Below are 26,781 nucleotides of genomic sequence, written 5' to 3' on the forward strand. Positions count from 1 at the left end.
AGTGCGGTCGGCTCGTCGCAGATGCCTGCTGACCTACGTCCAAGATGGATTTCCGCAGCAACGAAGCTGGTCGGACCGCGTACCCAGAACCACAGCCCGGCACTGCGCCGGGCCGATCTCCTGGGCGGTCCATCCCTTTCGTTGACGCCACCAATCGTGGCCGCAGGAGCTTCGTCGCGCATGAAAATCGAGCCGATCGCAGTCGACTTTACCGACGAGCAGAAGCGCTACCTCGAAGGCTTCACCGCGGGCTTGCAGATCAGCCGGGTCGGGCGCGGCCTCGGCAATGCGGGAAAGGCGAATGCCGAACCGACGGGGCCGGATGCCGTCCATATCAAGGCGCAGGACAAGGTCACGGCTTCCGGCAAAAAGCTCGCCGATCAGGAGAAGTTCAAGCGCGAGGAGCATCCGTTCGATGCCTATCCCCGGCTGAAGCAGCAGGCGCTCGACAACGCGCCGCCGAACCCGGCAGATAATTTCCGCTGGCGCTATTACGGTCTGTTCTACGTCGCGCCGGCGCAGGACTCCTACATGTGCCGCCTCAGGATTCCGAACGGCATCCTGAAGCACTGGCAGTTTTCGGGACTGGCCGATCTCGCCGAGCGGCTGTGCGGGCCGTTCTGCCACGTCACCACGCGCGCTAACTTGCAGGTGCGCGAGATTCCGCCCAAGCACGCGGTGGCTTTGATCGAGGGCATTCAGGATCTGGGTCTTTGTTCGCGCGGCACCGGCGCGGACAACATCCGCAACGTCACGGGCACGCCGACGGCGGGGATCGATCCGCAGGAACTGATCGACACCCGCGAATATGCCCGCGAGTGGCACTACCACATCCTCAACGATCGCTCACTGTATGGCTTGCCGCGCAAGTTCAATGTCGCCTTCGACGGCGCCGGCAAGATCGCCGTGCTGGAAGACACCAACGACATCGCGTTCACCGCGGTCGACGTGAAGGACGGCTTTGGTGCCGAGCCCGGCATCTGGTTTCGCTTAGGGATCGGCGGCATCACGGGCCACAAGGATTTTGCCAAGTATAGCGACATCATCGTGAAGCCGGCCGATGCCACCAGGGTGGCGGACGCCATCGTGCGCATCTTCATCGAACTCGGCGATCGCACCAACCGCAACAAGGCGCGGCTGAAATATGTGCTCGATGGGATGGGGCACGAAAAATTCCACGCGCTGGTCGAGGAGCGGCTCGGCAAGCCCTTCACCCGCGTGCGGCCCGAAGCGCTTGCGCCGCGGCCTGCCTCGGATCGCACGGCGCATATCGGCGTGCACAGGCAGAAGCAGGAGGGGCTGAACTGGATCGGCGTGTCGCTGCCGCTCGGCAAGATCACGTGTGAGCAGATGCGGGGGCTGGCCAAAATCGCGCAGGATCTTGGCGACGGCGATATCCGCCTGACGGTGTGGCAGAACCTGCTGATCCCGGGCGTACGCGACGAGAATGTCGAGCTTGCGGTCGCCGCGATCAAGAAGATCGGGCTTGCGGTCGAGGCGTCGCAAATCCGGGCCGGGCTGATTGCCTGCACCGGCAATGCCGGCTGCCGATTTGCGGCGGCAAATACCAAGCGCCATGCCGCCGAAATCGGCGATTGGTGCGAGCCACGCGTTAGCATCGACACGCCGATCAACATCCACGTCACCGGTTGCCATCATTCCTGCGCGCAGCATTACATCAGCGATATCGGCCTGATCGCCGCGAAAGTGGATGTTGGCGAAGATGCCGATCCCGTCGAAGGCTATCATCTCTTCACTGGCGGCGGCTTCGGTCCCGACGCCGATGTCGGGCAGGAGGTCTATCGCGACGTCAAGGCCGAGGATGCGCCGAGGACGGTCGAGAAACTGCTGAAGGCCTATCTCACGCATCGCGCATCGCCCGATGAAACTTTCCTGACATTTGCGCGCCGCCATGACGGCGAGACACTGCGCAAGCTGGCCGATGCCCAAGTCACTGACGCTCAGGTGTCCTTATGAATCAGATCACGCCTCCGCCCAAGGTCGAGATCATTCCCTCGAACGCGCCATTCTCCGAAGCGCAGCGCTCCTGGCTGAACGGGTTCTTTGCCGGGCTCCTGTCCGATGCGACGCCGTTGTCGGCCGAACAAGGCGCTGAAGTCATGCAGGGCGCGGCCGGCGATGGCGATGACGGCGAAGCGCCGTGGCACGACCAGACCATGCCGATCGCCGATCGCATGAAGCTTGCAGAGGGCCGGCCGTTGCGGCGGCGGATGATGGCGGCAATGGCGCAGCAGGATTGCGGCCAGTGCGGCTATGACTGCCATAACTATTCGGAAGCGATCGCAAACAAGAGCGAAGCGCGGCTCAACCTCTGCGTCCCCGGCGGCAAGGAAACTGCGCGGATGCTGAAGTCGCTTTATGAGGAGATCGACAAGGCACCGTCATCGGCGCCTGCGGTAGCGGCGGTTGCGGTTGCGCCGACGGCTCCAGGCGAGCCCGGCCGCTCGCGGGACAATCCCGCAAACGCAAAATTCCTGTCGCGGCGACTGCTCAACGGCAAGGGTTCGGAGAAGGAGACCTGGCATATCGAGTTCGACCTCTCCGGATGTAGCCTCGACTATGTCGTGGGCGATTCGTTCGGCATCTTTGCGCGCAACGACATCGGCCTGGTCGACCAGATCATCGCGCTACTTGGCGCATCACATACAACGGAGGTGAGGGGAAAGACGCTGCGCGAAGTATTGCGCGACGACGTCTCGCTGTCGCCTGCGCCGGATTCATTGTTCGAGTTGATCTCGTATCTGACCGGCGGCGCGCTACGCGAGAAAGCCCGCGCGCTGGCGCAGGGCGAAGATCCCGATGGCGACGCGGCAACGCTCGATGTCATGGCGGTATTGCAGAAATTCTCCCGCGTCCGCCCACATCCCGAGGCCTTTGTTGAAGCGCTGGAGCCATTGCAGCCGCGGCTCTATTCGATCTCGTCGTCGCACAATGCGACGCCCGGCAAGCTGTCGCTCACGGTCGACTGCGTGCGCTATGTGGTCAACAAGCGTCGTCGTTTGGGTTTGGCCTCGACGTTCCTTGCCGAGCGCATCAATCCCGGCGACGAGGTCAAGGTCTACGTACAGAAGGCCCATGGCTTCGCGCTGCCGCAAGACCCGAAGACCCCGATCATCATGGTCGGCCCCGGGACGGGTATCGCGCCGTTCCGCGCCTTCCTGCTCGATCGCCGCGCCACCGGCGCTTCCGGCAAGAACTGGCTGTTCTTCGGCCATCAGCGCAGCGATTGCGATTTCTTCTATGCCGACGAACTCAATGCGATGAAGACCTCGGGCCTCTTGACGCGATTGTCGCTGGCGTGGTCACGCGATGGCAACAAGAAGTTCTACGTGCAGGACCGCATGCGCGAGGTCGGGCGCGAGGTATGGACCTGGCTTGCCGAAGGCGCCCATGTCTACATCTGCGGCGATGCCAAGCGGATGGCCAAGGACGTCGAGCGCGCGCTGGTCGACATCGTCGCCCAATTCGGCGCCCGAACCACCGACGAGGCCGTCAGCTTCGTCGGGGAACTCAAGAAAAAGGGCCGGTTCCAGCAGGACGTTTACTAATTCGGGTTCCAACTCCACACAAATCCGCCGAATAAAATTCTCGCTCTGGTCGGAACGAAGGGAAATTTCCCCTCGAAATGGAGCGCACCGGAGCGCCCCCATCGCTATTTCGGCGGATATCTTGCATCGGTGCGCGATCGATATTCCATATGCAGTCCATGCCGCGTTGGAGATCGATCATGCGCGAACTTTCGGCGGAAGCCCGCCTGCACCTTTATGCACGCTCGGTGTCCCGCCGTTCCGGCACCGGCGTTCACACGGCTGCGCTTTACAGCGCATTCGCGCTCATTGCCGCCATCGTGTTCGGCACGCTGTCGGTCCATCCGTTCTAGGCGTTTTTCTGACGCGTTTTCTTCACGCGAACCGGATTCCACTTCGCTTGAAAACGCTATGGCTACGCCGTCTTGAACGGCGCGACCGTAATCCCCGCATCCTTCAACGCCTGACGAACGCCGCGCGCGATGTCGACGGCACCCGGCGTGTCGCCATGAATGCACACGGTGTCGGTGCGCATCTTGATCACCTTGCCGGTGACGGAGACGACCGCGCCGTCCTGCACCATCCGCACCACGCGATCGGCGATTTGTTTCGCATCGTGCAGCACGGCGCCGGGCTTCTTGCGCGACACCAGTGAGCCATTGTCTTCATAGGCGCGGTCGGCGAACACCTCGTGCACCATCGGCAAATTGGCGGCCTCGCCCGCCTGCACCAGCTTGGAATTGGCGAGCACCACGAAAATCAGATTGGGGTCAACCGCCTTGATGCCGCTGGCGATCGCTTTCGCCGTCGTGTCGTCCTCGCAGGCGACGTTGGAGAGCGCGCCATGCGCCTTGACGTGGGTAACCTTGTAACCGGCCGCGGTCGCAATCGCCTGCAGCGCACCGATCTGGTAGGCGATGAGGTTCTCGATCTCCGAAGACTTGAGGCCCGGGATCGGCCGCCGGCCGAAGCCGTGCAGGTCGCGATATCCAGGATGCGCGCCGACACTGACGCCGCGCGCTTTCGCCAGTTCGACCGTGCGGCGCATGATGTCGGGATCGCCGGCATGAAAGCCGCAGGCGACGTTTACCGACGTCGCAAGCTCGATCATCGCGGCGTCATTGCCCATTTCCCACGCGCCAAATCCTTCGCCGAGATCGCAATTGAGGTCGATGGTTGTCATGTTGTCCGTCCGCTTCTCGTGAGTGGATTGGTGCTCAGTCCGGGCCCGCTATGTCGGCCATCGATACCGCGTGCCAGGTTCCGGCATCGACCGCGCTGACGGCATGGCCCGCGACATTGGCATCGTGCAGCGCGTCGATGTTGAGATCAACGCTTTCGATTGCACGAAGCCGATCGGGCAGGGTGCGCAACAGTTCCGCAAACTTGCGTGCTTCGGCCTGCGCTTCCGCCATGCTGACGGCGCGAAAGCGAAAGGCGTGCCCGGCGGGGATCTGTGCCAATCGCCCGAGGTCGGCCGAAATCACCGTCGCGATCTTGGGATAGCCGCCGCTGGTGCCGCGATCCGGCATCAGCACGATCGGCTGGCCGTTACCGGGCACCTGCAGGCTGCCGTTGACAGTGCCGTCGGAGACAATGTTGTGGCCGTGGAGGTGCTTGAGGGTGGGGCCTTCAAGCCGGTAGCCCATGCGGTCGCTGGTCGCCGATATCTTCCATTCGCTGTCGACAAACAGTTTTTTGGTCTCATCCGTGAATTCGTCGTCCTGTGGACCCCAGACTATGCGGATCGGCGCGTCGGTTGCCGCCGGCAATTCGATCCGCCGTTCCGCCGCACTGCTAGCGGCCTTCGCCGGCAGCTCGTCGCCGGCCTGCAGTGGGCGAGGATAGGGACTACCGAGGCCTGCGCGGGCATTGACGGCCAAGCTGCCGAACATCGGCTCGCCGGAAATGCCGCCTTCAATCGCGAGATAGCTGAACGCGCCGCCGCGGGCAAAGCCGAGCGTCAGCGTCTCGCCATCGGCGATGGTTGCGGATGTATCCGGCGCCACGGCGCGGCCGGCAATATCGGCATTGCGCGGGGCTCCCGTCAGCGCGACGCGCACCGCAGCCCCGCGCGCGGTAAATTTCGCCCCGAACGGGCCGACTTCGACGACCGCCGTGAACGGCTCATTGCCAACCAGCGTGTTGGCGGCCGCCAGCGCCAGCCGATCCATTGCGCCACTTGGCACCAGGCCGTAGCGCTGGGCGCCGGGACGTCCGCCGTCCTGTACCGAACTCGCCGGGCCGATCGATGCAATGACAAGCTTGCTCATGAGGTGATCTGCTCGGCAATGAATTCGCCGGCTTCGGCGGCGCGATCCTGTTCCGCAAACGTCTTGGCATCGACGGGCGTGAAAGTGACGTTGTCGCCCGGCTCAAGCAGGAAGATCGGATCGCGGTGAAGCTGGTAGGTGCGAACGGCTGTCCGCCCCAGAAGATGCCAGCCGCTCGGGCCGGCGAGACACTGCACGCCGGTCTGCACTCCGCCGATCGAGATGGTGCCGGCCGGAGTTAGCAAACGCGGATTCTGCCGCCGCGGCATATGGAGAGAGTCCGCAAGCCCGCTGAGATAGGACCATCCGGGCGTAAAGCCGATCATCGCGACCCGGTAGTCGCCGGCGACGTGCCGCGCCACGATCTCCTCAGGCGTCGTGTTGAGGGTTTTTGCGACGTCCTCGAGGTCGATGCCGTGCTCGCCGCCATAAACGACCGGAATGCGCCAGCGCCGGGTTTTGGTCGTTGCCGGTACCGGGAGCTGTGCGAGCGCGAGAATCTTTTCGCCAAGCTTGTCGAAACCGATCTGGACCGGGTCGTAATGAACCAGCAGCGAACGATAGGTCGGCACCGTCTCGGTGATGCCTGCGATCGGCTCAGCGGCCAGCGCGCGGTCGAGCGCCAGGACCCGCCGGTTGGCGGCATCGTCGATGTTGCGGCTGAATTCTACCGTGATGGCGCTGTCGCCACTCGGCAACAGGCGGGGCGGGGGTAGCGTCGCAGCCATGGCCTCTAAACTTATCTCGCAGCTCTCGTTCTAGCCTCAACCTCTAGCGTGTTTTGGGCGCGAGTGGAATTCGCTTCGCGCGAAATCCGCCAGTAAGTTCAATAAATTAATCTGCATTCCGATGATAAGATGTTGTGATCGCGCTTCTTTCCACGAGATCTTGACGCGGCACAGGCGCTTCGCAAGATGCGCTACCTTTCACCTATCCTGCGGAGCCCGCATTCCAGATGTCCCTGTCCCCCGAAGCCATCGCAACCCTGTCTGGCGTCTCGACCGCCACCATCACCACCGTGCTGCTCAAGAAGGGCCTGCGAAACGTGTGGATGCGCGGCACCAAGCCGCTGCGGCCGGGGCAGCCGCGGCTGGTCGGACCGGCCTTCACGCTGCGCTTCGTGCCGGCGCGCGAGGATCTCGCCACGCCTGAATCCTGGTCGTCGCCGATTTCGACCCGCACCGCGATTGAAGCCATGCCGAAAGGCTGCATCGCCGTAGTCGATGCCATGGGCGTCTCCGATGCCGGCATCTTCGGCGACATCCTCTGCGCCCGCATGGTCAAGCGCGGGGTTGCGGCGCTGATCACCGATGGCGTGGTGCGTGATGTCGAAGGCGTGCTCGGCACCAATCTCCCGGTCTGGTGCGACGGCTTCGCCGCGCCGCCCTCCGTGGCGGGGTTGACCTTCGTGGGCTGGGGCGAGCCGATCGGCTGCGGCGGGGTCGCGGTATTTCCGAACGACATTGTCGTCGCCGACCAGGACGGCGCCGTGCTGATCCCGCAGGCCCTGCTCGACCACGTGCTGGCCGAAGGGCCGGAGCAGGAACGGATGGAAGCCTGGATCGTCAACGAGGTGAACAACGGCGCAGCATTGCCCGGCCTCTATCCGATGAACGCCGAGACCAAGGCGCGCTACGCCGCGACGAAGAAGTAACTTCAACAGGCAGAGGCAACTCCATGGAAATCCATCTCGCGGGCTCCCGGCCAACGCGCCGGGCGCCGACCGAATATTTCACCGGCACGGTGCTGCAGGATCCGATCATCCAGGCCGAGGCGCCGGCACGGCTGGCCTCGACGCGCGTCTCCTTTGAGCCCGGCGCGCGCACGGCTTGGCATACGCATCCGCTGGGCCAGACGCTCTACGTCATCTCGGGGGTCGGACGGGTGCAGGCCAAGGGTGGTCCGATCAGGGAAATTCGTCCCGGTGACGTCGTCTGGATTCCGCCCGGCGAGAAGCACTGGCATGGCGCTTCGCCGACCAACGCGATGACCCACATCGCCATGCAGGAAGCGCTCGATGGTAGCTACGTGACCTGGATGGAGCACGTGACCGACGCGGAATATTCCGAGAAGGTCGGCTGAGTTCCTGCCGCTTCACATCCGCTGCGCGGTCCAGGTGCCGGAGCACAGGGCCGCGCGCCATGTGCCTGATCCTGACGTGCCCGTGAGCGTGCCGGAGCCGACCGCGCGCTTCAAGCCGCTTGCAAGTGTCACGCGGATCGCGCCGGCTTCGGCGACGCGGCCGGATGCCGTGACAGCCGCGCTGTTTGAGGCGACCTGGCCGTTGCTGATTCCGATCGAGACCGACGCTCCGCTGAGACACGCGACGTTCGATGAGGCGATCTGCACATTCCAGTCGCCGTCGAATGTTGCGGCTGCGGATGGCGTCGTGGTGGCCAACACGGCAAGTAGCGAAACGGCGACAGCAGATTTGCGAAGAGTTCCCATGGCGTGCCCCTGTTGTTTGGACACGTCCATAGTTCCATAGCCGTTCCAAGGCGACCGTGACTGTCATCACGCGCGGGACGCGGGACAAGACCTCAAAGAAGGACTCCGTCCAACAGCGTCACCGTCGTCAAAATGACTCGCCGAGTCAGTTGACGCGGGTCCAGGTCTGGCCGCCGCAGAACATGCCGCCGAAGGCGCAGCCCTGAACGCGCAGGCTGTCGGTGCCCTTGAGGGCGATCGTCGAATCATAGGTGCTGCCGGTGTTCGGATCGAAAATCCGGCCGCTCCACTTGTCCTTGCCGGGCTTCATGTTGATCAGGACTTGCTCGCCGTTCTGGTTCGACTTCTTGTCGACGGAATAGCCGCAGAGATTGGGGCCGCACGGTTCGATCCGCACCTTGCCTTCCTTCTCCTCGGTCAGCCAAACGCCGAGCGGTGAGTTCGCAGGCGGCGCCGCCGAATCTGCCGGAGCCGCGGCCTGTTTCTGTTGCGGCGGCGGTGGCGCCGGCGCGGCAACGGGAGCAGGTGCTGGCGGGACTGCCGGAGTGGAGTTCTGTTGCACTGGGGGAGCAGCGGGCGTTGCTGCCGCAGGTGCGGGGGCGTCAGTCGGCGCAACGGCTGCCGTCGCGCTCGACGGCGCTGCCGCGGCGGGAGCGGCCGGAGCAGGGGCAGCAGGTGCCGGCGCAGTCGCAGGGGCAGCCGCTTGCTCTGCTGGTGCCGGCGCGGCCGGCGCTGGCGCAGTCTCGGGTGTGGCCTGCGGGGCGGTCTTTGCCTGCTGCGGAGCCTTCCTGGTCGGACGATCAAGATCGCCTTCCTCGCCACGCGCGCGTTTGGTCTTCTTGCCGGTATTGTCGTAGACGCCGGGAATAGAAACGGTGCCGCGATCGGGATCGATCGTAATGGTGCGGCCGCCATACTCGAAAGTGTACTGCGCCTGTGCAGCGGTGACGGTGCCAGCCAGCAAGAGCGCGGCGATAGCGAGGCACTTCTTCATTATAACGACCTCCTGAACAGGGAATCCGGATTCCGCAGCTACTACGCAGCGGCAGCTTCACTCAACGTGATCCAGATCACTTTCAAACTATAAGTCGTGTACTAGCCGCTTTGGTTCAATTCGACCGCGGCAGTCTAAGTTGCGCCCAATGGACGGTCAATTTCCTCGGAAAACAGGCTTGTCCAATCGAGAATCAATCGAGCCAGACGGAATAAATTTTCCTGAAGCTTCCGTCCTGGATAGCTTCTGGTGATAGCGGATCTCCGACGCGTCCGTCATCATCAGCCGATCCGCGGCGTACTGCGGTCAATGAAGGAAGTTACGACTCGCCGTCATCCTTGCGCGCCAGATTGGCGGCGGCGCTAAGCCCGGTCATCTCGCTCTTCAATTGCTCGAAGCGTCGGCGCGCGTTGCTTTCGCGATCGTCGACCATCTGAATCGCGGCTTCCCTCGACATCGGCCCGGCGACGATCGGAGTGGAGTTCTCCCCGATGGTCTCGTCGACATAGTAATCGCCATTGTCGAGGCGGACCGTCCATTTGAAACGGATCGCAGTCATCGGGCCGGGCCCGAACTTGCAGTAGCCGTGAGCCTCGATGGGCGGAGGAGATGTGGGGATGGGCGGAGGGCCCACCGGTATCTGCGCCGCGACCGCGGGCTTGTCGGGTTCGCGACGGCTTTCCGGCGGGTCAAGGATGCTGGCGATGGTCGCCAGGGCGTTGTCGGTCGGGTCGCTTAGGGTCACGATTCAGCCTCCGGATCGAGCCCGTTTGCGGAATCAGTATCCGTCGCCGCCCACGGCCCTTTGCTTGCTTCCGAATAAAGCCATGCTTTGTCAATCCGTGGCTTTTTTGAGGCGTAGCTAAGCGCGCACCGGCGGTAATTTGTTCTTCCAGGGCCGGACCTGTTCGAGCTGGCCGGCCAGGCGGAACAGGGTGGCCTCGTCGCCGAACCTGGCCGAAAACATCATGCCAAGCGGCAATCCGGCCTTGTTCCAGGCTAGCGGCACCGACATGGCTGGCTGCCCGGACATGTTGAACATGGAGGTGCCGGGCATGTAGCGGCGCAGGATCGGGGCAATGTGCGACAGATCGTTTGACATGGTGTTGAGTTCGCCAATGCGCAGCGGCGGCGCGCATAAGGTCGGGCACAGGAAGACGTCGCAGCTCTCGAAGAAGGTCGCCAGTGAACGGGAAATCTGGAAGGCAGCGAGCTGGGCCGCCACATAGTCGGTCGCCGAGGTCCTCGTCGCGTTGCGCGAATGCGCCAGCGTCAATATCTCGAGATCATTATCCGTCATCTCCCGCCCGAGCCGCTGCTCGATCAAAGGAACCGTCAGTGCGGTGTTGCCGCTGACGATAGTGGTCATGACCGCGGCTGGATCGGCGGCAAGCGCAGGCGCCTGTTCCTCGACGTGATGGCCGAGCCCCGCCAGAAGGCTTGCGATCTCACGCACGGCTGCCGCGATTTCCGGATCGATGGCATCGCCATACGGCGATTTATCGGTGAACGAGATACGGAGCTTGCCCGGGTCGCGGCCGACTTCCTGCGAAAACGGCCGCTCCGGCGGCGGCGCGAAATAGGGGCTCGACGGCTCCGGCCCGTGAATCGCGTCCATCATCACCGCGCTGTCGCGCACGCTGATGCTCACGACATGGCCACAGGAGAATCCGCCCCAGCCTTCGCCGCGATCGGGGCCGAGCGGATTGCGCGCCCGGGTCGGCTTCAGGCCGAACACGCCGGAAGCGGAGGCGGGGATGCGGATCGAGCCGCCGCCATCGCTGGCGTGCGCGACGGGAAGGATACGGGCTGCAACGGCCGCAGCGGCGCCGCCGGATGACCCACCGGAGGAATGCTCCAGATTCCAGGGATTGCGGGTTGGCCCGAACAGACGCGACTCCGTCGTCGGCATCAGTCCGAATTCGGGACTGGAGCTCTTGCCGAAGATGGATACGCCGGTCTCGAGGAAACGCCGCGCCAGCGTCCCGGTGTGGTCAGCCACGAAATCCTTCAGGACCGTGGCTCCTGACGTCGTGCGCGTGCCTTCCAGGAGGTCGAGGTCCTTCAGCAGAAATGGCACGCCGGTAAAGGGACCGTCGGGCAGGCCGTGTTCGATCTGACGCTCGGCATACTCGTAATGCTTGACGACCACCGCATTGATCTGCGGATCGACCATTGCCGCGCGGGCGATGGCCTCGTCGAGCAATTCCTTAGCCGAGACCTCCTTCTTCCGAACCAGTTCGGCAAGGCCGACCGCGTCGTAATCGCCGTATTCCTTGAAGGCCATGCACACACCTCGCTTGCCGGCCGGCCGATAGACCGGCCATGCCCTGGGGCCATTATTTTTTGCGATCTAGCCGAGCACGTCCTGATTGATCACGTTCTGGCGCAAGGGATCGCCGTCCAATACGCTCAGAATGTTGCGGGCGGTCTGCTCGCTCATCCGGTCCACGGCTTCCACGGTGACGCCGGCGACATGCGGCGCCATGATGACATTCGGCAGGGCGAGCAACGCCTGACCGGCCGGCGGCGGCTCCTGCTCGAAAACGTCAAGGCCCGCGCCGGCAAGCTTGCCGGACACTAGCGCGGCGTGCAGCGCGGCCTCGTCGACGATTCCGCCGCGCGCTGTGTTGATCAGATAGGCGGACGGCTGCATCCGCCTCAGCCTGTCGGCATTGAACATGCCGACCGTCTCCGGATTCTTGGGGCAATGGATGCTGACGAAGTCGGCGCGCGGCAGCGCCGCATTGAGGTCGGCGACCGGTTCGCAACCGGCGGCCTTGATGTCGGCGGGGGGCTTATAGGGGTCGAAAACCAGGACGTTCATTTCCATCGCGAGGCAGCGCTTGGCGGTGCGCGTGCCGATGCGCCCGAAACCGACGATCAGAACGGTCTTGCCGAAGAGGTCGTAGGGCAGCATCCCGAGCCTATCAGCCCATTTGTCGTCCCTGACGAGCGAATGCATTTCCGTTGCGCGCTTGGCGAGCGTCAGCATCATGAACAGCGCATGTTCGGCAACCGACGGCGAATTGGCGGTGCCGGCCACCATAAGCGGCACCTTGCGGCGGCTCAGCGCGGGGACGTCGACGGCGTCGAACCCGACGCCGATCCGGGTGACGACCAGCATGTCTTTCGAGGCTTCGAGTTCGGGCTCACCAAAGCGGGTGGCGCCAAGGGCGACGCCATGAACCGGCGCGTGCTCCTTCAGCTTGGCTTCGAAATCCTTCTGCGAAATCATGTTGGGAAATTCGACGAGTTCGATGTCGTCTCGCGCGTGGAGTAGCGCTCTTCCCTGCTGCGACATCGATTCCGTGATGAAGATTTTCTTCTTGTTGGTAGCCATTTCCTGCCCTTAGGTCACGCAATTGCGCCGTCAAAGGACGACGCCGGTCACCTCGTTTAGCAGGTGCATATTGTTGAGGTCCACAGCCAATCGCAGGGGAGCGCCATCCTCCGCGCCGGCATTGGGATTGACCCGGCCGCAAACCTGCGAGCCTTCCAGCGTAAAATAGATCAGCGTCTCCATTCCCATCGGCTCGGTGACGTCGAGCACGGTATCGAAGGCCTCTACGCCGGCTGCAAGATGCGGTCGAGCCTCGGTGATATGCTCGGGCCGCAGCCCCAGCAGCAATTTGTCGGTACGCGGAATGCCCTGATATCGGGCGGCACGGGCCGGCGGCAGCGGGAAGGCGATGCGGTCGGTCAACCGGATGTGCAACTTGCCGGCGAGATCCTCCAACCGGCACGGGATGAAATTCATCGCCGGCGAACCGATGAAGCTGGCGACGAATTTCGTCGCCGGCTTGTGATAGAGCTCGTTCGGCGTGCCGATCTGCTCGATCCGTCCATGGTTCATCACCACGACGCGGTCGGCCAGCGTCATCGCCTCCACCTGGTCGTGGGTCACGTAAACCGTCGTGGTGCGAACCTTCTGGTGCACCTTCTTGATCTCGATCCGCATCTGCACGCGCAGCTTGGCGTCGAGGTTGGACAACGGCTCGTCGAACAGAAACACCTTTGGGTTACGCACGATGGCGCGGCCCATGGCGACGCGCTGGCGCTGGCCGCCGGACAATTGCTTCGGCTTGCGGTCGACAAGTTCGACGATGTCGAGCATGCGCGCGGCTTCGTCGATACGACTCTTGATCTCGGCTTTCGGATAGCGCTTCAGTCGCAGCCCGAACGACATGTTCTCCGCAACCGTCATGTGCGGATAGAGCGCGTAGTTCTGAAACACCATCGCGATATCGCGATCCTTCGGCGGCACGTCGTTGACGATGTCGCCGCCGATCATGATGTCTCCGTCGGAGATATCTTCCAGGCCGGCGATCATCCGCAGCGTTGTCGACTTTCCGCAACCCGATGGTCCGACCAGCACCACGAATTCATGGTCCGCAATGTCGAGATCGATGCCGCGCACCGCCTCGACTTCGTCATAGCGCTTCACAACCTTACGCAGCGTCACGTCAGCCATGAGATCAACCCTTTGTCGCGCCGGCGGTCAGGCCGGCAATGTAATAGTCCATCAGGAACGCGTAGATGATGAGCGGCGGCGCCGCGCCGAGCAGGGCGCCGGTCATGATCTGCCCCCAGTTGAACACGTCGCCCTTGATCAGCGAGGTAATGATGCCGACCGGCATCACCAACTGGTCGGTCGACGTCGTGAACACCAGTGGATAGAGGAATTGCGCCCATGACACCGTGAAGGCGAAGATGGTCGCCGCAATGATGCCGGGAAAGGCAACCGGAATGAATATCCGCGTCAGCGTCTGGATCCAGGACGCGCCGTCGATGACGGCGGCTTCGTCGAGTTCCTTCGGGATCGAGGCGAAGTAGCCGATCATGATCCACGTGCAGAACGGCACAGTGAGCGTCGGATAGAGAATGAGCAGCACGTACCATCTGTTGATGAGCTGGATGCCGGTCCAGTCACCGATGACCGCAAACATCTTGAACAGCGGAATGAAGAGCAGCGTCTCGGGGATGAGATAGGTCAGGAATACGCCGGTCGCGAGCGTCGCCGAGCCCCAGAACCGCATTCTCGATAGCGCAAAGGCGGCGGGTACCGATATCAGCATGGTGATGGTGACGACGAAGATAGAGACGATCGCCGAGTTCCAGAAGAAGCGCAGGAACTGGTTCGACGTCAGAAGCGCGATGTAGTTCTCCAGCGTCGGATGGAACACCCACCACGGATTGGTCGCCGCCGAAATCTCCGCGCTGCTCTTGAGCGAGGTGATGAACATGTAGATCGGCGGCGTCAGGAAGAAGATCGCGAAGATCACCAGGAAGAAATACGACCAGCGTAGCGCCCAGGCCCGGTCGCGGCTCATGCTGCCGTACTTGACCTTGCGGGTCGGTGCAGCCTTGTCGATTGTTGCCGTGGTCATCAGGATTCGTTCCCACGTTTGTTGATGTCGCGCAGGATGAAGATCGCCGCGATCGCCAGGATCGGCACCATGAAGAGGGATACGCTGGCGCCTAGCGGTATATCGCTGCCCTCGATTCCGATGCGGAACGCCCATGTCGCGAAGATATGGGTGTGATCGAGTGGGCCGCCCGCGGTCAGGATGCGCACGATGTCAAAGTTGGCGAACGTCACGATCAGCGAGAACAGTGTCGTAATCGCGATGATGTTTCGCATCATCGGCAGCGTGACGTACCAGATGCGCTGCCACCAATTGGCGCCGTCGATGGCTGCGGCTTCATAGAGCTGTTCCGGCACGGATTTCAGCGCCGCCAGATACATGATCATGAAGAACGGCGCGCCAACCCAGATGTTGACGAGAATGACCGAGAAGCGCGCCCACATGGCATCGCCGGTCCATGGGATCGGTCCGATGCCGAAGAAGGAGAGCGTATAGTTGAACGCACTGTAGGAGGGATCGAACAGCCACAGCCAGGCGAGTGTGCTCATCGCCGGCGGGATCACCCACGGCACCAGCAGCATGCCGCGCCATTTGCGCTGGCCCTTGGCCGGTATGTTGTGAACGAAATGCGCAATGATGAAGCCGAGCACCGCCTTGAAGACGACGGCCGTGATCGCGAAGATGCAGGACTGCTTGACGACGAGCCAGAACGTCTCACGCCGGAACAGGAACTCAAAATTGCTGAGCCCGACGAAGCGCTGCATCGACTTGTTCAGCGTCGCCAAGTGCAGCGCATAGAAGGCCGGATAGATGACGAGGGTCGCGATCAGCAGAAGCAGCGGCAGGGTCATCAAGAATGCGACAGTCGACTTGCGCCTGAGCGCATTGTGCAGGCTGGAGCGTTTGCGCGCGGTTTGCGCGGCAGCCCGGTTTGGCCGCAATGCGACGTCAGCCATGATGCGTTTTCATCCCTATAACGTTTCTGTCGGCTTCGCCGGGCCTACGATTGAAGGTGGATAGGGAATGGCGGCCTGCGATTCAGGCAGGCCGCCAGGATATCCCCGTCCGTCAGCTCCGCATGAAGCCTTCGCACTCACCTTCTGCCCAGGCGAGCACCTTTTCCATCGCTTCGCCCTGGTGATAGCGCAGGCACATCTTGGTCAGGGTCGCCTGCGTATAGATCTGCTGAGCGATCTTCGGTGGGGCGGGAGCCGCAGCGATCGAGAGCGTCTGATGGTTGTGCGGGTTCGGGTAGTGGTAGAGCGTGCCCTTCGGCGGCGCTTCCTCCTGCCAGACCTTCAGCGTGGTAAGTTTTTCGTAGCAAGGCAGGTCGTAGCCGCCGCTCGCTACGCACATCTTCTCGATCGCATCCGGCTGCGAAAGCGCCCTGAGCACGCTCTTGGCCGCTTCCTTGTTCTTGGAGAACGACCAGGTGCCCCAGAAGTAGGAGAGGTAGGGTGCGTAGCGGCCCTTAGGTCCGGCCGGGAAACCATGAGTCCAGCACTGCTCGGCCACCTGCGGTGCGTCGCGCTTGGCGACGGCCCAGGCGCTCGGTGGGTTCATGACCAGGGCGCCCCTGCCGGAGACCAGCCATTTGTTATTGGAAGAGTCGTCCCAGGCGCCGGCGTCCGGCGGCAGGAAGGCGATCAGCTTCTTGTAGAATTCCAGCGCCTGGCGCACCGCGTCGGTCTTGACGGTGAGGTTGCCCTTCTCATCGACAAGGGCTGCACCGAACGACTGAAAGATCGCGCCGGCCGTATCGACATTGTCGCTGGTCTCGCCAAGTCCGATGCCGAACGGAACGCCGCCTTTTTGGCAGGCCTCTGCGGCTTTGAGGAAGGCATCCAGAGTCCAGCTCTCGGCCTTAGGCGCCTGGCCAGCCGGATACAGTGCCTGCACGTCGATGCCGGCGTGCTTCTTCATCAGGTCGATGCGCGAGCAGGGGCCCTTGATCTGGCTCCCGACGCTCGCGGGCACCGCGAGCCATTTGCCTTTAGACTGGCCGAGATATTTCACGGTACCGTTGGGTTCGCCGTTCTGCTTGATGAGGCCTTCCATGACGTCGTTCATGGGTTCCAGCAGCTCGGCCTGCGCATGCGGCCACCAGGTCGGCATGGCGAGAATGTCGTGGCCGGATTTCGCCTGTGCTTCGGCTGCGATGGTGAGCAGGTTCTTGTTGCCCTGGCTCGGGATGTAGTCGATCTGAACCTCGACCTTTTCCTTCTCAGCCCATGCGTTGACGATATCGGTGGACGCCTTGTTGGCGCCGGGAACCCAGTGATCCCAGAAACCGATCGATAGCTTACCGGCGGCATGGGCGCCGCGCACATAGGGCGCGGTGATGAGCGCTGCGGATGATAGCGCTGTCGCAGCAACGAATTGTCGGCGAGAAAGCTTCCTGCGTGACATAGCGTTTCCTCTTTGCTGAGCCAGATTTTGCTTCTTATTATTCTTCCCCGTCTGGAGGGGAGCCGCATCGAGGCGGCCGCCAGCGGAGATTTTGTAATCGGATCAGACCAGAATTGTTCGCATCTGTCGAGAAAACACAACGGCCGCCGTCATTGAACTAACGTTGCGTGGAAATTCCGGGCCGCGGGAGCGACGATGTCGTGGCGTCGGCATCGTCAATAATCGCGCGACGATATTGCGCCGCACACTTCGCGCTCGAGCAGGTGTGCATTTGCGTCGCAGTCGATCGAACGCGCATGTAACGCCTTTGCCCGGAAGCTGTTTCCTGCCGGGGAACCGTCCGGCGCAGCGGTGGACGAGTTTGGGGCGGAAACGATAGTTTAGGCAAAGAGGGATTCTCGCGTGCCTTCGCGATTGCGCGTGGCAAGTTTCTCGATCGGACCATGGAGACCCGACAATGATACGTCCTCAGCAGCTTGCGCCGACGCCGTCGCGTTGGTGTTTTGTATTTGGCGCCATAGCCGTGCTGGCTCTTGGCACATGTGCGACTGCGAACGCGCAAGGGCTGGTGCAGGGCGTGCAACAAGGCGCGCGCGAAGGCAACAAAGCTGCCGGCCCGGTTGGTGGCGTGCTGGGCGGCGCGATCGGCGGCGTCGTCGGCGTGGTCACCGGTGTCACCGGCGTCCTGACCGGGGGCAACAATAACAACAAGGGCGGGCAGGCACCGGCGGCGAAGGATTCCAAACAAGGCGAGGCTTCCAAGCAAGGTGATACCGCGAAGCCTTCGAAAGGGGCCAAAGCGACGAAGACCGCAAAGCAGCAACAACCGCAGCAGCCGGCCGTTCTCACCCAGACCGGCGCGCCGCAACTGACGGCAGAACAGATCGTCGCCAACAGCGACGCCAATATCGAGCGGATCAAGAAGGAGCTAAATCTGACGCCCGAGCAGGAGAAGCATTGGGCCGCGTTCAACAGTGCGATGCACTATCTCGGTCATAATGGCGCCGACCGGCTCAATCTGCGCATTGCGCGCGCCAAACGCGATCCTCCCGACGACATCATCGAGCAGATGCGCAATGAGGCTCAATTTCTCAATGATCGCGCCGTCGATCAGCGCAACGTGGCCGATGCCGCCGAGCCGCTATTTGCCACCCTGGACGACAAGCAAAAGGCGGTCTTCATTCAGGAAATGGTCAACCTGAGCCACGAGCGCGGGCTCGACTAGATGGGTCGGCCGGACGAACAGCCGGGTACGTGTGCCCTGGGGTAGGTTGAAAGGCACGGCACCCGGCTATTCTGCCGCAGCGGCGCGGCCCCTCCCAATCTCATTGCAATGATGATGAAACCCTGACGGACTCGCGCCTTACTGATGGCTGACTTGCGGCGTTGTCGGGAACTTGGTTCTTTGACCGGTGGTGTTGCAGCCCGACATCACACGTAGGTCAGGTGGTGCAGCGGGGCCCTTCAGGTTTTCGGAAAGTTCAGCTCCACGCCGACGCCGTCGGGATCGTAGAGAAAGAACTGGATGTCGCCGGTGCGCGGCACGACGCTCTCGCGGAATTTGACGCCTTTCGACTGTAGTCGCTTTCGCATGCCCTCAACGTCGGTGGCAGCAAAGGCGATATGGTCGAGCCGGCCGGTATCTTCATACTTCTTCTCGGTCCCACGGACGACGATGCCCTCACGCGGCTTGCGCGTGCCCATCAGATGCACGGTGGCCGTGCCGCCGGAATAGAGCCAATAGCCGGGGAAATCGAGCGGCGGGCGATCGCCGTTTTCCAGCCCAAGCACATCGCAATAGAAATCCTTGGTGCGCTCGAGATCGGCGGGCTCAATGGTGTAGTGCTGCAGTCCGCCAAGTCCCATGGTCGCGCTCCCTAAACAAAACTAAGGTCGGTATCGACGCCCATCATCCAGGCGCCGACGGTTTCAAAATGCCTGAGCTGGCCTTGCAACTGCTGGGTCACGGTATGGATGTCGCGGAACCGCCGCTCCAGCGGATGGTTCTCGAAGATCGCGGTGGCGCCCGCGGCGTTGTAGGCGAAGTCGACCGCCTCGCGCGCCTTGTGGATGGCATGGGTCGAGGCCATGCGGATGTTCATGCGCTGCGCGACCGTGATGGTGGCGCCCGCGGTGAGAGCCTTCCAGGTATCGGCCATCGATTGCAACACGTAGCCCCGCGCGGCGCGGAGATTGACTTCCGCCTGGGCGAGATTGCACTGGACCACGGCATTATCCCGCAACGAGGTCCTCGCGCCACGCGGCACCTTGTTGCGCATCGTATCGACGAAGTTGTCGAGGGCAGTGCGGGCGATGCCGCAGGCAACACCGGCAAAGCCGACCTGATAGCAGGTGTGGTTGCTCATGCGGTAGAGCGGGCCACGCTCGCGGCATTCCCGGTCGAACTCACGCGTGATCGAATGGTCGGCACGCACGAAAAAGTCGTTGAGCGCGAACTGGTCGCTGGCGGTGCCGCGCAGGCCCACGGTGTTCCAGATGTCGGTCCACTCGACGTCTTCAGCGCGTACCAGCATGGTGCGCTCGAGCGGGGCTCCATTGGCGTCGTATCTGGGCGAACCGTCGGCCGCATAGATCGGGCAGTGCGCGCCGAGCCAGGTCGCATGCCGGCCGCCGGATGCAAAGGACCAGACGCCGGTTACCCGGTAGCCGCCGTCGCATTCGACCGCGCGAACCCTGGGGCCGGGGCCCCACGCCAATACGGCGCGCGGATCGCCGAAGATCGCCTGCGCCACCGGCAGATCGAGATAGGCTGCCGACATCGCGCAACCGCCGGCCTGGCTGAGACACCAGGCGGTGGAAGCATCGGCCTTGGCAATGGTTTCAATGACGTGGAAGAAAGTCACGGGATCGGTTTCGATCCCGTCGGTCGAGCGGGGCAGCATGAGGCGGAACAATTGCGCGTCGTGCAGCTTGTCGAGCAGCGTGGGCGGTAGCCGCCGCGCGGCCTCGATGTCGTCGGAAGCTGCTGCGACATCGGAACGTATGGCCTCGGCCCGGGCGATCACTGCCTGGTCGCCGGCAAGATCGGCAGAGTTTGCGATCGGTGTATTCAAGGCCAGCCTGCCGGTTCGTCGCGTTCGCGTGCCAGTGACCAGTAGATAGTGATCAGTGTTTAAGGCTATCGCGCCATCGCCACGATCGGCAAGTCCATAGCGACGCGGAGCACGCCTGCGCAGAGGCGATGGGGATTTCGTGCCGCTTTGCACAATGAGGCCCAACAATTGCGTGCAAGCAATCGCGTGGACTTGCGCAAACGACATGGCAGCTCGGCCGGCCACGCCTGTTCCAGCCAACGCGTCCGACTGGTTTAAGGTATTGCGCTAGCCTAGCGGTTGGGCCGGCATCGATCCGGGATAGGACAGACGGGATGGAAGAGCGACGAAAATTTCCGCGAACGGAGATGGAGGAGCCTGCCTATGTTTCGTCGGGTGGCTCCGTGATGCGCTGCGTGGTGCGGAACATCTCGCGCGAAGGCGCTGCGATCGATGTCGACAATCCGGCCTTCGTCCCGCAGCGCTTTCGCCTGGTGATGGCAAAGGATCCATCGATCGTGCACGAGTGCCGGGTAGCATGGATCCAGAAGAATCGTATCGGCTTGACCTTCATCGGGATGGTGGACGCTGTTATGGATCGGCCAACGCCGAACGGGACGCGCTGAGCATACTACTCGATCCGCAGCTTTGCATCGCGCACCACCTTGCCCCACTTGTCCATCTCCAGCTTGATGCGCGCGCCGAACTGATCTGGCGTATTCGCGATCGCCTTGAAGCCGAGCGTCGTGAGGCGTTGCGTCACGTCCGGCTGTGCGACAATCCTGGCGATCTCGCGGTGAAGCAGATCGACGATTTCCTTCGGCGTCCCTGCGGGGGCGACGATCCCGGTGAGTGTGTCGGCCTCCTGATCCTTGATCCCCTGTTCGGCGAAGATCGGGACGTCAGGCAGGCCTGCGGCCCGCTCGGTCGAAGCCACACCAAGCGCGCGCAATTGTCCGCTCTGCACCGCCGAAAGGGCAGGCGGCAGCGCGGTAAAGGCGATCGGCGTGTGCCCCCCGATGGTCGCCTGAATGGCCGGGGCAGCGCCCGTGAACGGGACGTGGACGAGGTCGAGCTTGAAAGCTAACCGAAACAGCTCGCCACCCAGATGCGGCGTCGATCCGACGCCGGGGCCGGCAAAGCTGTATTTGCCGGGATTGTCCCTGACGAGTTGCACCAGTTCCGGCAACGTTTTGGCCGGCACTTGCGGGTTGACCACGACGACATTCGGCGAAACCGCAACCAGCGTCACCGGCGCGAAATCCTTGACCGGATCGTATGGCACCTTGGCATAAAGGCTGGGATTGACGACGAATCCGGTGCTGACCACCATGATGGTGTAGCCGTCCGGCGTCACGCGCGCGACCTGGCCGGCTGCGGTGTTGCCGCCGGCGCCGCCGATGTTCTCGACAAAGAACTGCTGGCCGAGATGGTCGGTGAGCTTCTGCGCCACGATGCGGGCGATGGCATCGGTTGGTCCGCCCGCTGGGAAACCGACCACGACGCGCACCGGCTTGCTTGGATAGTTTTGCGCCGACGACGCCAGGATACCGGATAGCAACCACGCGGTTGCCAACAAGACCCGCAAAGCCGTGGCCATGGCGCTCTCCCCAATATGTTTGTTGGGACCATCATCGGCGAGGCCGCGACGCCGGACAAGAGGTTATTGCGACGGCCGGCGAGCGTTACTTCTTCAGCAGCGGCTTGAGCCGTTCTTCCAGCTCCTCGAACGACATCGAGCCCTGCAGCCGCACGCCGTTGAGGAAGAAAGTCGGCGTCGAGGTAACCTTCAGCTCGCTATAAGCGTATTGCTGGTCAGCGGTAAGCTTGTCGAATTGTGCCTGATCCTGCTCGCAGGTCGCGACTTCCTGCTCGCTCATTCCATGCAGTTTGCCGACATAGATCAGCGTATCCTTGGTCTGCGCCATCAGGCGTTCCTGCAGTTTGAACAGGGTCTCGACGGCGCTGAGGTATTTTTCGGAATCGCCCTTGCCGGCGCAGCGCGCCAGTATCGAGGCTGCGGCAGCCTTGATGTCGAGTGGAAATTCGCGGAACACGAAGCGTACCTTGCCGGTGTCGATGTATTTCGAACGCAGCATCGGAAGCACATTCTGGCTGAACGCTGCGCAATGCGGGCAACTCATCGAAGAATATTCGGTGATGGTCACCGGCGCCTTCGCAGACCCAATGGCGATTTCGGGGAGGGATCCCGGTTTGGCGACGTTAGCGGCAATCGCGCTTTGCGCCGTCGCGGAGCCCGCGAAGGCGAGCGACGCGAATGCAACGAGCGCGACGACGGCGATGGGACGATAGTCTTTCAACGTAGCTCCGAACCGAATTTGGCAAGCGATCGTGCGATGGAAGTGCGTCTTTTATTGGCTTAGCGAGCCAAAAGCCACCCGATCAGATTGATTGCGCACCGGGAACCGTCGCCATTTGCGGCCGCGCCGTGCGAAGGGATGTTGTCGCCTGTCATGACCGATGATTTGATGCAAGCGTGACACCTGCGCCGCCCCGCCACGCGGCCGGGCCTCGTTCTGCTCAGCGAAGTACAACAAGAGAAGGTCATGACCGAGCACACGACGCTGTTGAGCGAAACGCAGACGGCGGATGCCATGTTGCGGGCGCGGGCCAAGCGGGTCGTTCCCGGCGGCATGTGGGGCCACCTGAATGCCGCGCGGCTCCCGGAAGGCTATCCGCAGTTCTTCGCCTCCGCGGAGGGCTGCCGCGTGCGCGACGTCGACGGGCGCGAGTACATCGACTTCATGTGCAGTTGGGGGCCCATCCTGCTCGGCCACCGGCATCCCGAAGTTCAGGCGGCGGCTGAGGCGCAGGCCGCCAAAGGCGACTGCTTGAACGGCCCGGGCGAGGTCATGGTGGAGCTTGCGGAGGATCTCGTCGCCATCCTGCCGCATGCCGATTGGGCGATGTTTCAGAAGAACGGCGGCGATGCGACCACGTGCTGCGTGACGATCGCCCGTGCCGACACCGGACGCCGCAAGGTGCTGGTTGCGCGCGGCAGCTATCACGGTGCGCTGCCATGGTGCTCGCCGAGCGTTGCCGGCGTGACCGCCGAGGACCGCGCGCATCTGGTGCACTTCGAATACAATGATGTGCAGAGCCTGCGAGCAGCGGTCGAGGAAGCGGGCAAGGATCTCGCTGCGGTCCTGGTGACGGCGTTCCGCCACGACATGGGGCGCGATCTCGAACTGCCGACGAAGGAATTCGCGGCAGCCGCGCGTGCGGCATGCGACGCGGCTGACGCCGCTTTGATCATCGACGAAGTGCGGGCCGGCCTGCGTCTCGATATCAGGGGAAGCTGGGAAGCGTTCGGCGTGCGTCCGGACCTGTGCGCCTGGAGCAAGGCGATCGCCAACGGCTACGCGCTGGCCGCCGTTACCGGCAACGACCGCTTCCGCGAAGCCGCCACCGAGGTATTCGTCACCGGGTCGTTCTGGTGCGGCACGGTGGCGATGGCGGCAGCGCGAACGACGCTGCGGATCGCGCGCGAGACGGATGTGCCCGGGCATATTCGTGCGATGGGAATGAAGCTGCGCGAGGGATTGGCATCGTTGGCGAACGAGCACGGCATCGCGATCCGCCAAAGCGGCCCGCCGCAAATGCCGCTGATGCTGTTCGAGGCTGACACGGACGTGCGAAAGGGCAGGGTATTTTGCTCAGCCGCGCTGCAGCATGGCGCGTTCTTTCATCCCCAGCACAACATGTTCCTATCCTCGGCACATCGCGCTTCCGATATCGACGAGGCGCTGCAGGCGGCCTCGCATGGCTTCAAGGCCGTGCGAGAATTGGAGGCGAGGTCCAATCGATAGATCGATTGGCGGGCGTCAATAAAATGCCCCGCAATGCGGCCTTTACGACCGGCGATGGCGGGGCAGTCCTAGGAAAAAACGGCGAGAGCGCGCGCGGTAGGTCGTTCCTTCAGCGGGAGGTGTCGGCGTGCCCAGCCCGCCTTTGTGTTCCATGCGCTCAAGAAATGGCAGAACGCCGTGGCTGGTGCTGCGCTGCCGACGTAGCCATGTTAGGGAAAGTTCGGGCGGTTCGATCGACGGGATCAGGCAAGACCCGCTCGTCGCGGATAGACCGCACGTGTTTGCGTGAGGATAGCAGACGAAATGCACGCCATGGTCCTGCAAACGCCCGGCGCGGCACTGCGGTTTGAGCCGCGCGAGGACCCAGTGCCCGGGCCTGGCGAAGTGCGTATCAAGGTTGGCGCGTGCGGCGTATGCCGGACCGACCTGCACGTCGTCGATGGAGAACTGCCTGATATTGCCTACCCGATCGTTCCCGGCCACGAGGTGGTCGGTCGGGTGGAAGCTCTTGGTCCCGCTGTGACGTCTCTAAGGATCGGCGAAAGGGTCGGCGTTCCCTGGCTCGGTCATACCTGCGGCGACTGTCCCTATTGCCGGAGCGGCCGTGAAAATCTTTGCGACCGTCCGCGCTTCACCGGCTACACGCGCGACGGCGGATTTGCCACGCATCTCGTCGCGGACGCGCGCTATTGCTTTCCACTCGGCGAGGCCGACGACGACGTGGCTGTCGCTCCTTTGCTGTGTGCGGGCCTGATCGGCTGGCGCTCGCTGGTGATGGCGGGCGATGGAGAACATCTCGGCATTTTCGGCTTTGGTGCAGCCGGCCATATCATCGCGCAGGTCGCTCGCTGGCAGGGGCGTTCGGTCTACGCGTTCACTCGTGCGGGCGACGTCGTGGCGCAGCGCCTTGCACTATCGCTCGGCGCAGCTTGGGCCGGCGGGTCGGAGGAGAAGCCTCCGGTGCCGCTCGACGCAGCTATCATCTATGCGCCGGTCGGCTCCCTGGTGCCGTTGGCATTGCAAGCTGTGCGCAAAGGCGGGCGCGTGGTCTGCGCCGGCATTCACATGTCGGACATTCCCTCATTCCCTTACCGCATGCTCTGGGAGGAGCGGCGGCTGCTTTCGGTTGCCAACCTGACGCGGGGCGACGGGACCGAGTTTTTCAAGGTCGCAGCGCAAGCTTGTATCAAGACGCACACCAGCGTGTTTCCGTTGCAGGAAGCGAATGAAGTCCTCTCCAAACTGCGCACAGGACAGATCACGGGCGCCGCCGTGCTGCAGCCATGACTATGCGACCACCCCCAAATGCTGCCGCAGCCGATGCTGACAATCAGCAGCACGTCCTCGATTTCCTCGATCGCTCCAGTTTCGGTGCAGCCGGGGGCGGCAAGCGGATCGATACCCATGCCTCCATGGTTTTTCTCGGACCTGATCGGGTATTGAAGATCAAGCGTGCCGTGCGGTTACCATTCCTCGATTATTCGACATTGGAGAAGCGCAAGAGCGCCTGCGAGGAGGAACTGAAGGTCAACGCCGGCAACGCTCCCGAGCTCTATCGAGGCGTTGTTCCGATCACGCGCAATTCCGATGGCGTTCTCGAAATCGGCGGCTCGGGCACCGTGGTCGAATGGGCGGTCGAAATGACACGGTTCGACGAGACGCAGTCGCTCGACCGTATCGCCGCAGCGAAGACGATCGATCCGTCGCTTGCGACGGCCGTGGCCGATGCGGTTTTGCGGTCCCACGACAGGGCAGCGCGCCACGACGGCGAAAGCTGGCTTGCCTCCATTCTACCCATCATCGGCCGCAATACCGCAAAATTTGAAACCGTGCACGGACTTGATTCCGTTGCGATCGATCAACTCGATGCCGCCAGCCGCGCCTCTGCAACGACATTGCAGCCGCTGCTCAGACAGCGCGCCGAGCAAGGGTTCGTGCGCCGTTGCCACGGCGACCTGCATCTGGCGAATATTACATTGGTCGACGGCCGGCCGCTGCTGTTCGATGCCATCGAGTTTGATCCCGTCATTGCCACGACGGACATTCTCTACGATCTCGCGTTTACGCTGATGGATCTGATCCACTTCAATCAGGCGGCAGCGGCAAACGCAGCGTTCAATCGCTATACTACGGCAGCCGCCGATGAAGACTTCGATGGGCTACGCCTGCTGCCACTGTTCTTGTCGATGCGGGCAGCGATCCGCGCGCACGTGCTGTTCGTGAAAAGCGAACATGCCGGAGAGAGCGACGCAGTGTGGCAGGAGGCGAAGCGCTATTTCGACCTGGCAAGACGCCTCATTGCGCCCACGCTGCCGTTGCTGGTGGCAATCGGCGGGCTGTCGGGGACGGGGAAGTCGGTGCTTGCTCGCGGACTCGCGCCTCTGATCGAGCCGCCACCCGGCGCGCTCATCGTGCGCTCGGATGTCGTCCGCAAGCGCCTGTTCGGTATCAGCGAAACTACCCCTCTGCCGGAATCTGCCTATCGACCCGCAACGACGGAGCGAGTATATGACGCGCTTTCGAGCGCTGCGCTGCGTGTGCTCGCCCAGGGCTGTTCGGTGGTGCTCGATGCCGCCTATCTGCAGGAGGCGGAACGAAAGGAAATCGAGAATCTCGCGGCCACGCACAATGCGCGGTTCGTCGGCCTATTTCTGACGACCGATCTCGCGACGCGGCTGGCGCGGATCGAACAGCGCAAGGATGATGCGTCCGATGCGACACGAAGCGTCGCCCTGAAGCAGGAGACTTTCGCGCTCGGCGCGGTACAATGGCATATGATCGATGCCTCTGGGACGCCGGAACAGTCGCTGCGCAACGCCCGGGCGGTCCTGCCTTTGGCGCCGGACGAGCCTTGACG

26 protein-coding genes are annotated in these 26,781 nt (G+C 62.9%); 10 read left to right on the plus strand and 16 right to left on the minus strand.

Annotation, left to right across the window (positions count from 1 at the left end; translation table 11 throughout):
• Positions 1-180 precede the first annotated feature (180 nt).
• The 3 genes from YUO_RS0103380 to YUO_RS39625 all read left to right on the plus strand — a co-directional run bounded on the left by YUO_RS0103380 (position 181) and on the right by YUO_RS39625 (position 3,901).
• Positions 181-1,977 (plus strand): NirA family protein, encoded by a 1,797-nt coding sequence (locus YUO_RS0103380; protein WP_028346028.1) that lies wholly within the window; start codon positions 181-183, stop codon positions 1,975-1,977.
• Complete coding sequence (locus YUO_RS0103385) at positions 1,974-3,569, plus strand: sulfite reductase subunit alpha (RefSeq protein ID WP_028346029.1); 1,596 nt, start codon at positions 1,974-1,976, stop codon at positions 3,567-3,569. The genes YUO_RS0103380 and YUO_RS0103385 overlap by 4 nt, the downstream gene beginning before the upstream one ends.
• A gap of 179 nt (positions 3,570-3,748) precedes the next feature.
• The gene (locus YUO_RS39625) at positions 3,749-3,901 is read left to right on the plus strand and encodes a hypothetical protein (protein WP_198027959.1); all 153 of its coding nucleotides are present in this window, start codon (positions 3,749-3,751) and stop codon (positions 3,899-3,901) included.
• Positions 3,902-3,963: 62 nt separating this feature from the next.
• Here the strand turns inward: YUO_RS39625 and YUO_RS0103395 are convergent, their stop codons facing one another.
• Genes YUO_RS0103395 through pxpB form a run of 3 tightly spaced genes read right to left on the minus strand, consistent with a single transcriptional unit; the run spans position 3,964 to position 6,549 of the window.
• A complete protein-coding gene (locus YUO_RS0103395; protein ID WP_028346030.1) occupies positions 3,964-4,731 on the minus strand; it encodes a LamB/YcsF family protein in 768 nt (255 codons plus the stop codon).
• 34 nt (positions 4,732-4,765) lie between these two features.
• Complete coding sequence (locus tag YUO_RS0103400; protein ID WP_028346031.1) at positions 4,766-5,821, minus strand: 5-oxoprolinase subunit C family protein; 1,056 nt, start codon at positions 5,819-5,821, stop codon at positions 4,766-4,768.
• Positions 5,818-6,549: a 5-oxoprolinase subunit PxpB gene (pxpB, locus tag YUO_RS0103405; protein WP_028346032.1), complete on the minus strand. Its 732-nt coding sequence runs from the start codon at positions 6,547-6,549 to the stop codon at positions 5,818-5,820. Before pxpB ends, YUO_RS0103400 begins: the two co-directional genes overlap by 4 nt.
• A gap of 227 nt (positions 6,550-6,776) precedes the next feature.
• Between pxpB and YUO_RS0103410 the strand changes: the two genes are divergently transcribed.
• Positions 6,777-7,475: a ribonuclease activity regulator RraA gene (locus YUO_RS0103410; RefSeq protein WP_028346033.1), complete on the plus strand. Its 699-nt coding sequence runs from the start codon at positions 6,777-6,779 to the stop codon at positions 7,473-7,475.
• Between the two features lie 23 nt (positions 7,476-7,498).
• Complete coding sequence (locus tag YUO_RS0103415) at positions 7,499-7,903, plus strand: (R)-mandelonitrile lyase (RefSeq protein ID WP_028346034.1); 405 nt, start codon at positions 7,499-7,501, stop codon at positions 7,901-7,903.
• Between the two features lie 12 nt (positions 7,904-7,915).
• On the opposite strand, the gene YUO_RS0103420 is transcribed toward YUO_RS0103415, so the two are convergent.
• From YUO_RS0103420 to YUO_RS0103460, 9 genes are all read right to left on the minus strand, one after another.
• Positions 7,916-8,269 (minus strand): hypothetical protein, encoded by a 354-nt coding sequence (locus YUO_RS0103420; RefSeq protein WP_028346035.1) that lies wholly within the window; start codon positions 8,267-8,269, stop codon positions 7,916-7,918.
• 145 nt (positions 8,270-8,414) lie between these two features.
• Positions 8,415-9,263 carry a DUF2147 domain-containing protein gene (locus YUO_RS0103425; RefSeq protein WP_028346036.1) on the minus strand — a complete coding sequence of 283 codons (849 nt, stop codon included), beginning with the start codon at positions 9,261-9,263 and terminating at the stop codon, positions 8,415-8,417.
• A 319-nt stretch (positions 9,264-9,582) separates the two neighbouring features.
• Complete coding sequence (locus YUO_RS0103430; RefSeq protein WP_028346037.1) at positions 9,583-10,008, minus strand: hypothetical protein; 426 nt, start codon at positions 10,006-10,008, stop codon at positions 9,583-9,585.
• A gap of 117 nt (positions 10,009-10,125) precedes the next feature.
• A complete protein-coding gene (locus YUO_RS0103435; RefSeq protein ID WP_028346038.1) occupies positions 10,126-11,550 on the minus strand; it encodes an amidase in 1,425 nt (474 codons plus the stop codon).
• Between the two features lie 66 nt (positions 11,551-11,616).
• The gene (locus YUO_RS0103440) at positions 11,617-12,606 is read right to left on the minus strand and encodes a hydroxyacid dehydrogenase (protein ID WP_028346039.1); all 990 of its coding nucleotides are present in this window, start codon (positions 12,604-12,606) and stop codon (positions 11,617-11,619) included.
• A 30-nt stretch (positions 12,607-12,636) separates the two neighbouring features.
• Positions 12,637-13,737 (minus strand): ABC transporter ATP-binding protein, encoded by a 1,101-nt coding sequence (locus tag YUO_RS0103445; RefSeq protein ID WP_028346040.1) that lies wholly within the window; start codon positions 13,735-13,737, stop codon positions 12,637-12,639.
• 4 nt (positions 13,738-13,741) lie between these two features.
• A complete protein-coding gene (locus tag YUO_RS0103450) occupies positions 13,742-14,653 on the minus strand; it encodes a carbohydrate ABC transporter permease (RefSeq protein ID WP_028346041.1) in 912 nt (303 codons plus the stop codon).
• Entirely contained in the window at positions 14,653-15,588 is a 936-nt protein-coding gene (locus tag YUO_RS0103455; RefSeq protein ID WP_028346042.1) for a carbohydrate ABC transporter permease, read from the minus strand. The genes YUO_RS0103450 and YUO_RS0103455 overlap by 1 nt, the downstream gene beginning before the upstream one ends.
• Positions 15,589-15,700: 112 nt before the next feature.
• Positions 15,701-17,041: an ABC transporter substrate-binding protein gene (locus YUO_RS0103460; RefSeq protein WP_028346043.1), complete on the minus strand. Its 1,341-nt coding sequence runs from the start codon at positions 17,039-17,041 to the stop codon at positions 15,701-15,703.
• Between the two features lie 457 nt (positions 17,042-17,498).
• On the opposite strand from YUO_RS0103460, the gene YUO_RS0103465 reads away from it, so the two are divergent.
• Positions 17,499-18,266, plus strand: coding sequence for a Spy/CpxP family protein refolding chaperone (locus YUO_RS0103465; RefSeq protein ID WP_028346044.1), 768 nt, complete (start codon positions 17,499-17,501; stop codon positions 18,264-18,266).
• Between the two features lie 239 nt (positions 18,267-18,505).
• Here the strand turns inward: YUO_RS0103465 and YUO_RS0103470 are convergent, their stop codons facing one another.
• Both YUO_RS0103470 and YUO_RS0103475 read right to left on the minus strand, forming a co-directional pair.
• Positions 18,506-18,907 carry a VOC family protein gene (locus YUO_RS0103470; protein WP_028346045.1) on the minus strand — a complete coding sequence of 134 codons (402 nt, stop codon included), beginning with the start codon at positions 18,905-18,907 and terminating at the stop codon, positions 18,506-18,508.
• 11 nt (positions 18,908-18,918) lie between these two features.
• Positions 18,919-20,115: an acyl-CoA dehydrogenase family protein gene (locus YUO_RS0103475; RefSeq protein WP_051379198.1), complete on the minus strand. Its 1,197-nt coding sequence runs from the start codon at positions 20,113-20,115 to the stop codon at positions 18,919-18,921.
• Between the two features lie 314 nt (positions 20,116-20,429).
• On the opposite strand from YUO_RS0103475, the gene YUO_RS39630 reads away from it, so the two are divergent.
• Positions 20,430-20,720, plus strand: coding sequence for a PilZ domain-containing protein (locus YUO_RS39630; RefSeq protein WP_035725810.1), 291 nt, complete (start codon positions 20,430-20,432; stop codon positions 20,718-20,720).
• 5 nt (positions 20,721-20,725) lie between these two features.
• Here the strand turns inward: YUO_RS39630 and YUO_RS0103485 are convergent, their stop codons facing one another.
• Complete coding sequence (locus YUO_RS0103485) at positions 20,726-21,694, minus strand: Bug family tripartite tricarboxylate transporter substrate binding protein (protein WP_028346047.1); 969 nt, start codon at positions 21,692-21,694, stop codon at positions 20,726-20,728.
• An 85-nt stretch (positions 21,695-21,779) separates the two neighbouring features.
• Positions 21,780-22,415, minus strand: coding sequence for a DsbA family protein (locus YUO_RS0103490; RefSeq protein ID WP_028346048.1), 636 nt, complete (start codon positions 22,413-22,415; stop codon positions 21,780-21,782).
• Positions 22,416-22,661: 246 nt separating this feature from the next.
• Between YUO_RS0103490 and YUO_RS0103495 the strand changes: the two genes are divergently transcribed.
• The 3 genes from YUO_RS0103495 (at position 22,662) to YUO_RS39635 (ending at position 26,779) form a co-directional block, all read left to right on the plus strand.
• On the plus strand, positions 22,662-23,924 hold the full coding sequence (locus tag YUO_RS0103495) for an aminotransferase class III-fold pyridoxal phosphate-dependent enzyme (protein ID WP_051379199.1): 1,263 nt from the start codon (positions 22,662-22,664) through the stop codon (positions 23,922-23,924).
• 303 nt (positions 23,925-24,227) lie between these two features.
• Positions 24,228-25,211 (plus strand): zinc-dependent alcohol dehydrogenase family protein, encoded by a 984-nt coding sequence (locus YUO_RS0103500; protein ID WP_028346050.1) that lies wholly within the window; start codon positions 24,228-24,230, stop codon positions 25,209-25,211.
• A gap of 2 nt (positions 25,212-25,213) precedes the next feature.
• A complete protein-coding gene (locus YUO_RS39635) occupies positions 25,214-26,779 on the plus strand; it encodes a bifunctional aminoglycoside phosphotransferase/ATP-binding protein (RefSeq protein ID WP_051379200.1) in 1,566 nt (521 codons plus the stop codon).
• Positions 26,780-26,781 lie beyond the last annotated feature (2 nt).

It is taken from the genome of Bradyrhizobium murdochi (genome assembly GCF_000472965.1).
In the GTDB taxonomy this organism is placed as follows: Bacteria; Pseudomonadota; Alphaproteobacteria; order Rhizobiales; family Xanthobacteraceae; genus Bradyrhizobium; species Bradyrhizobium murdochi.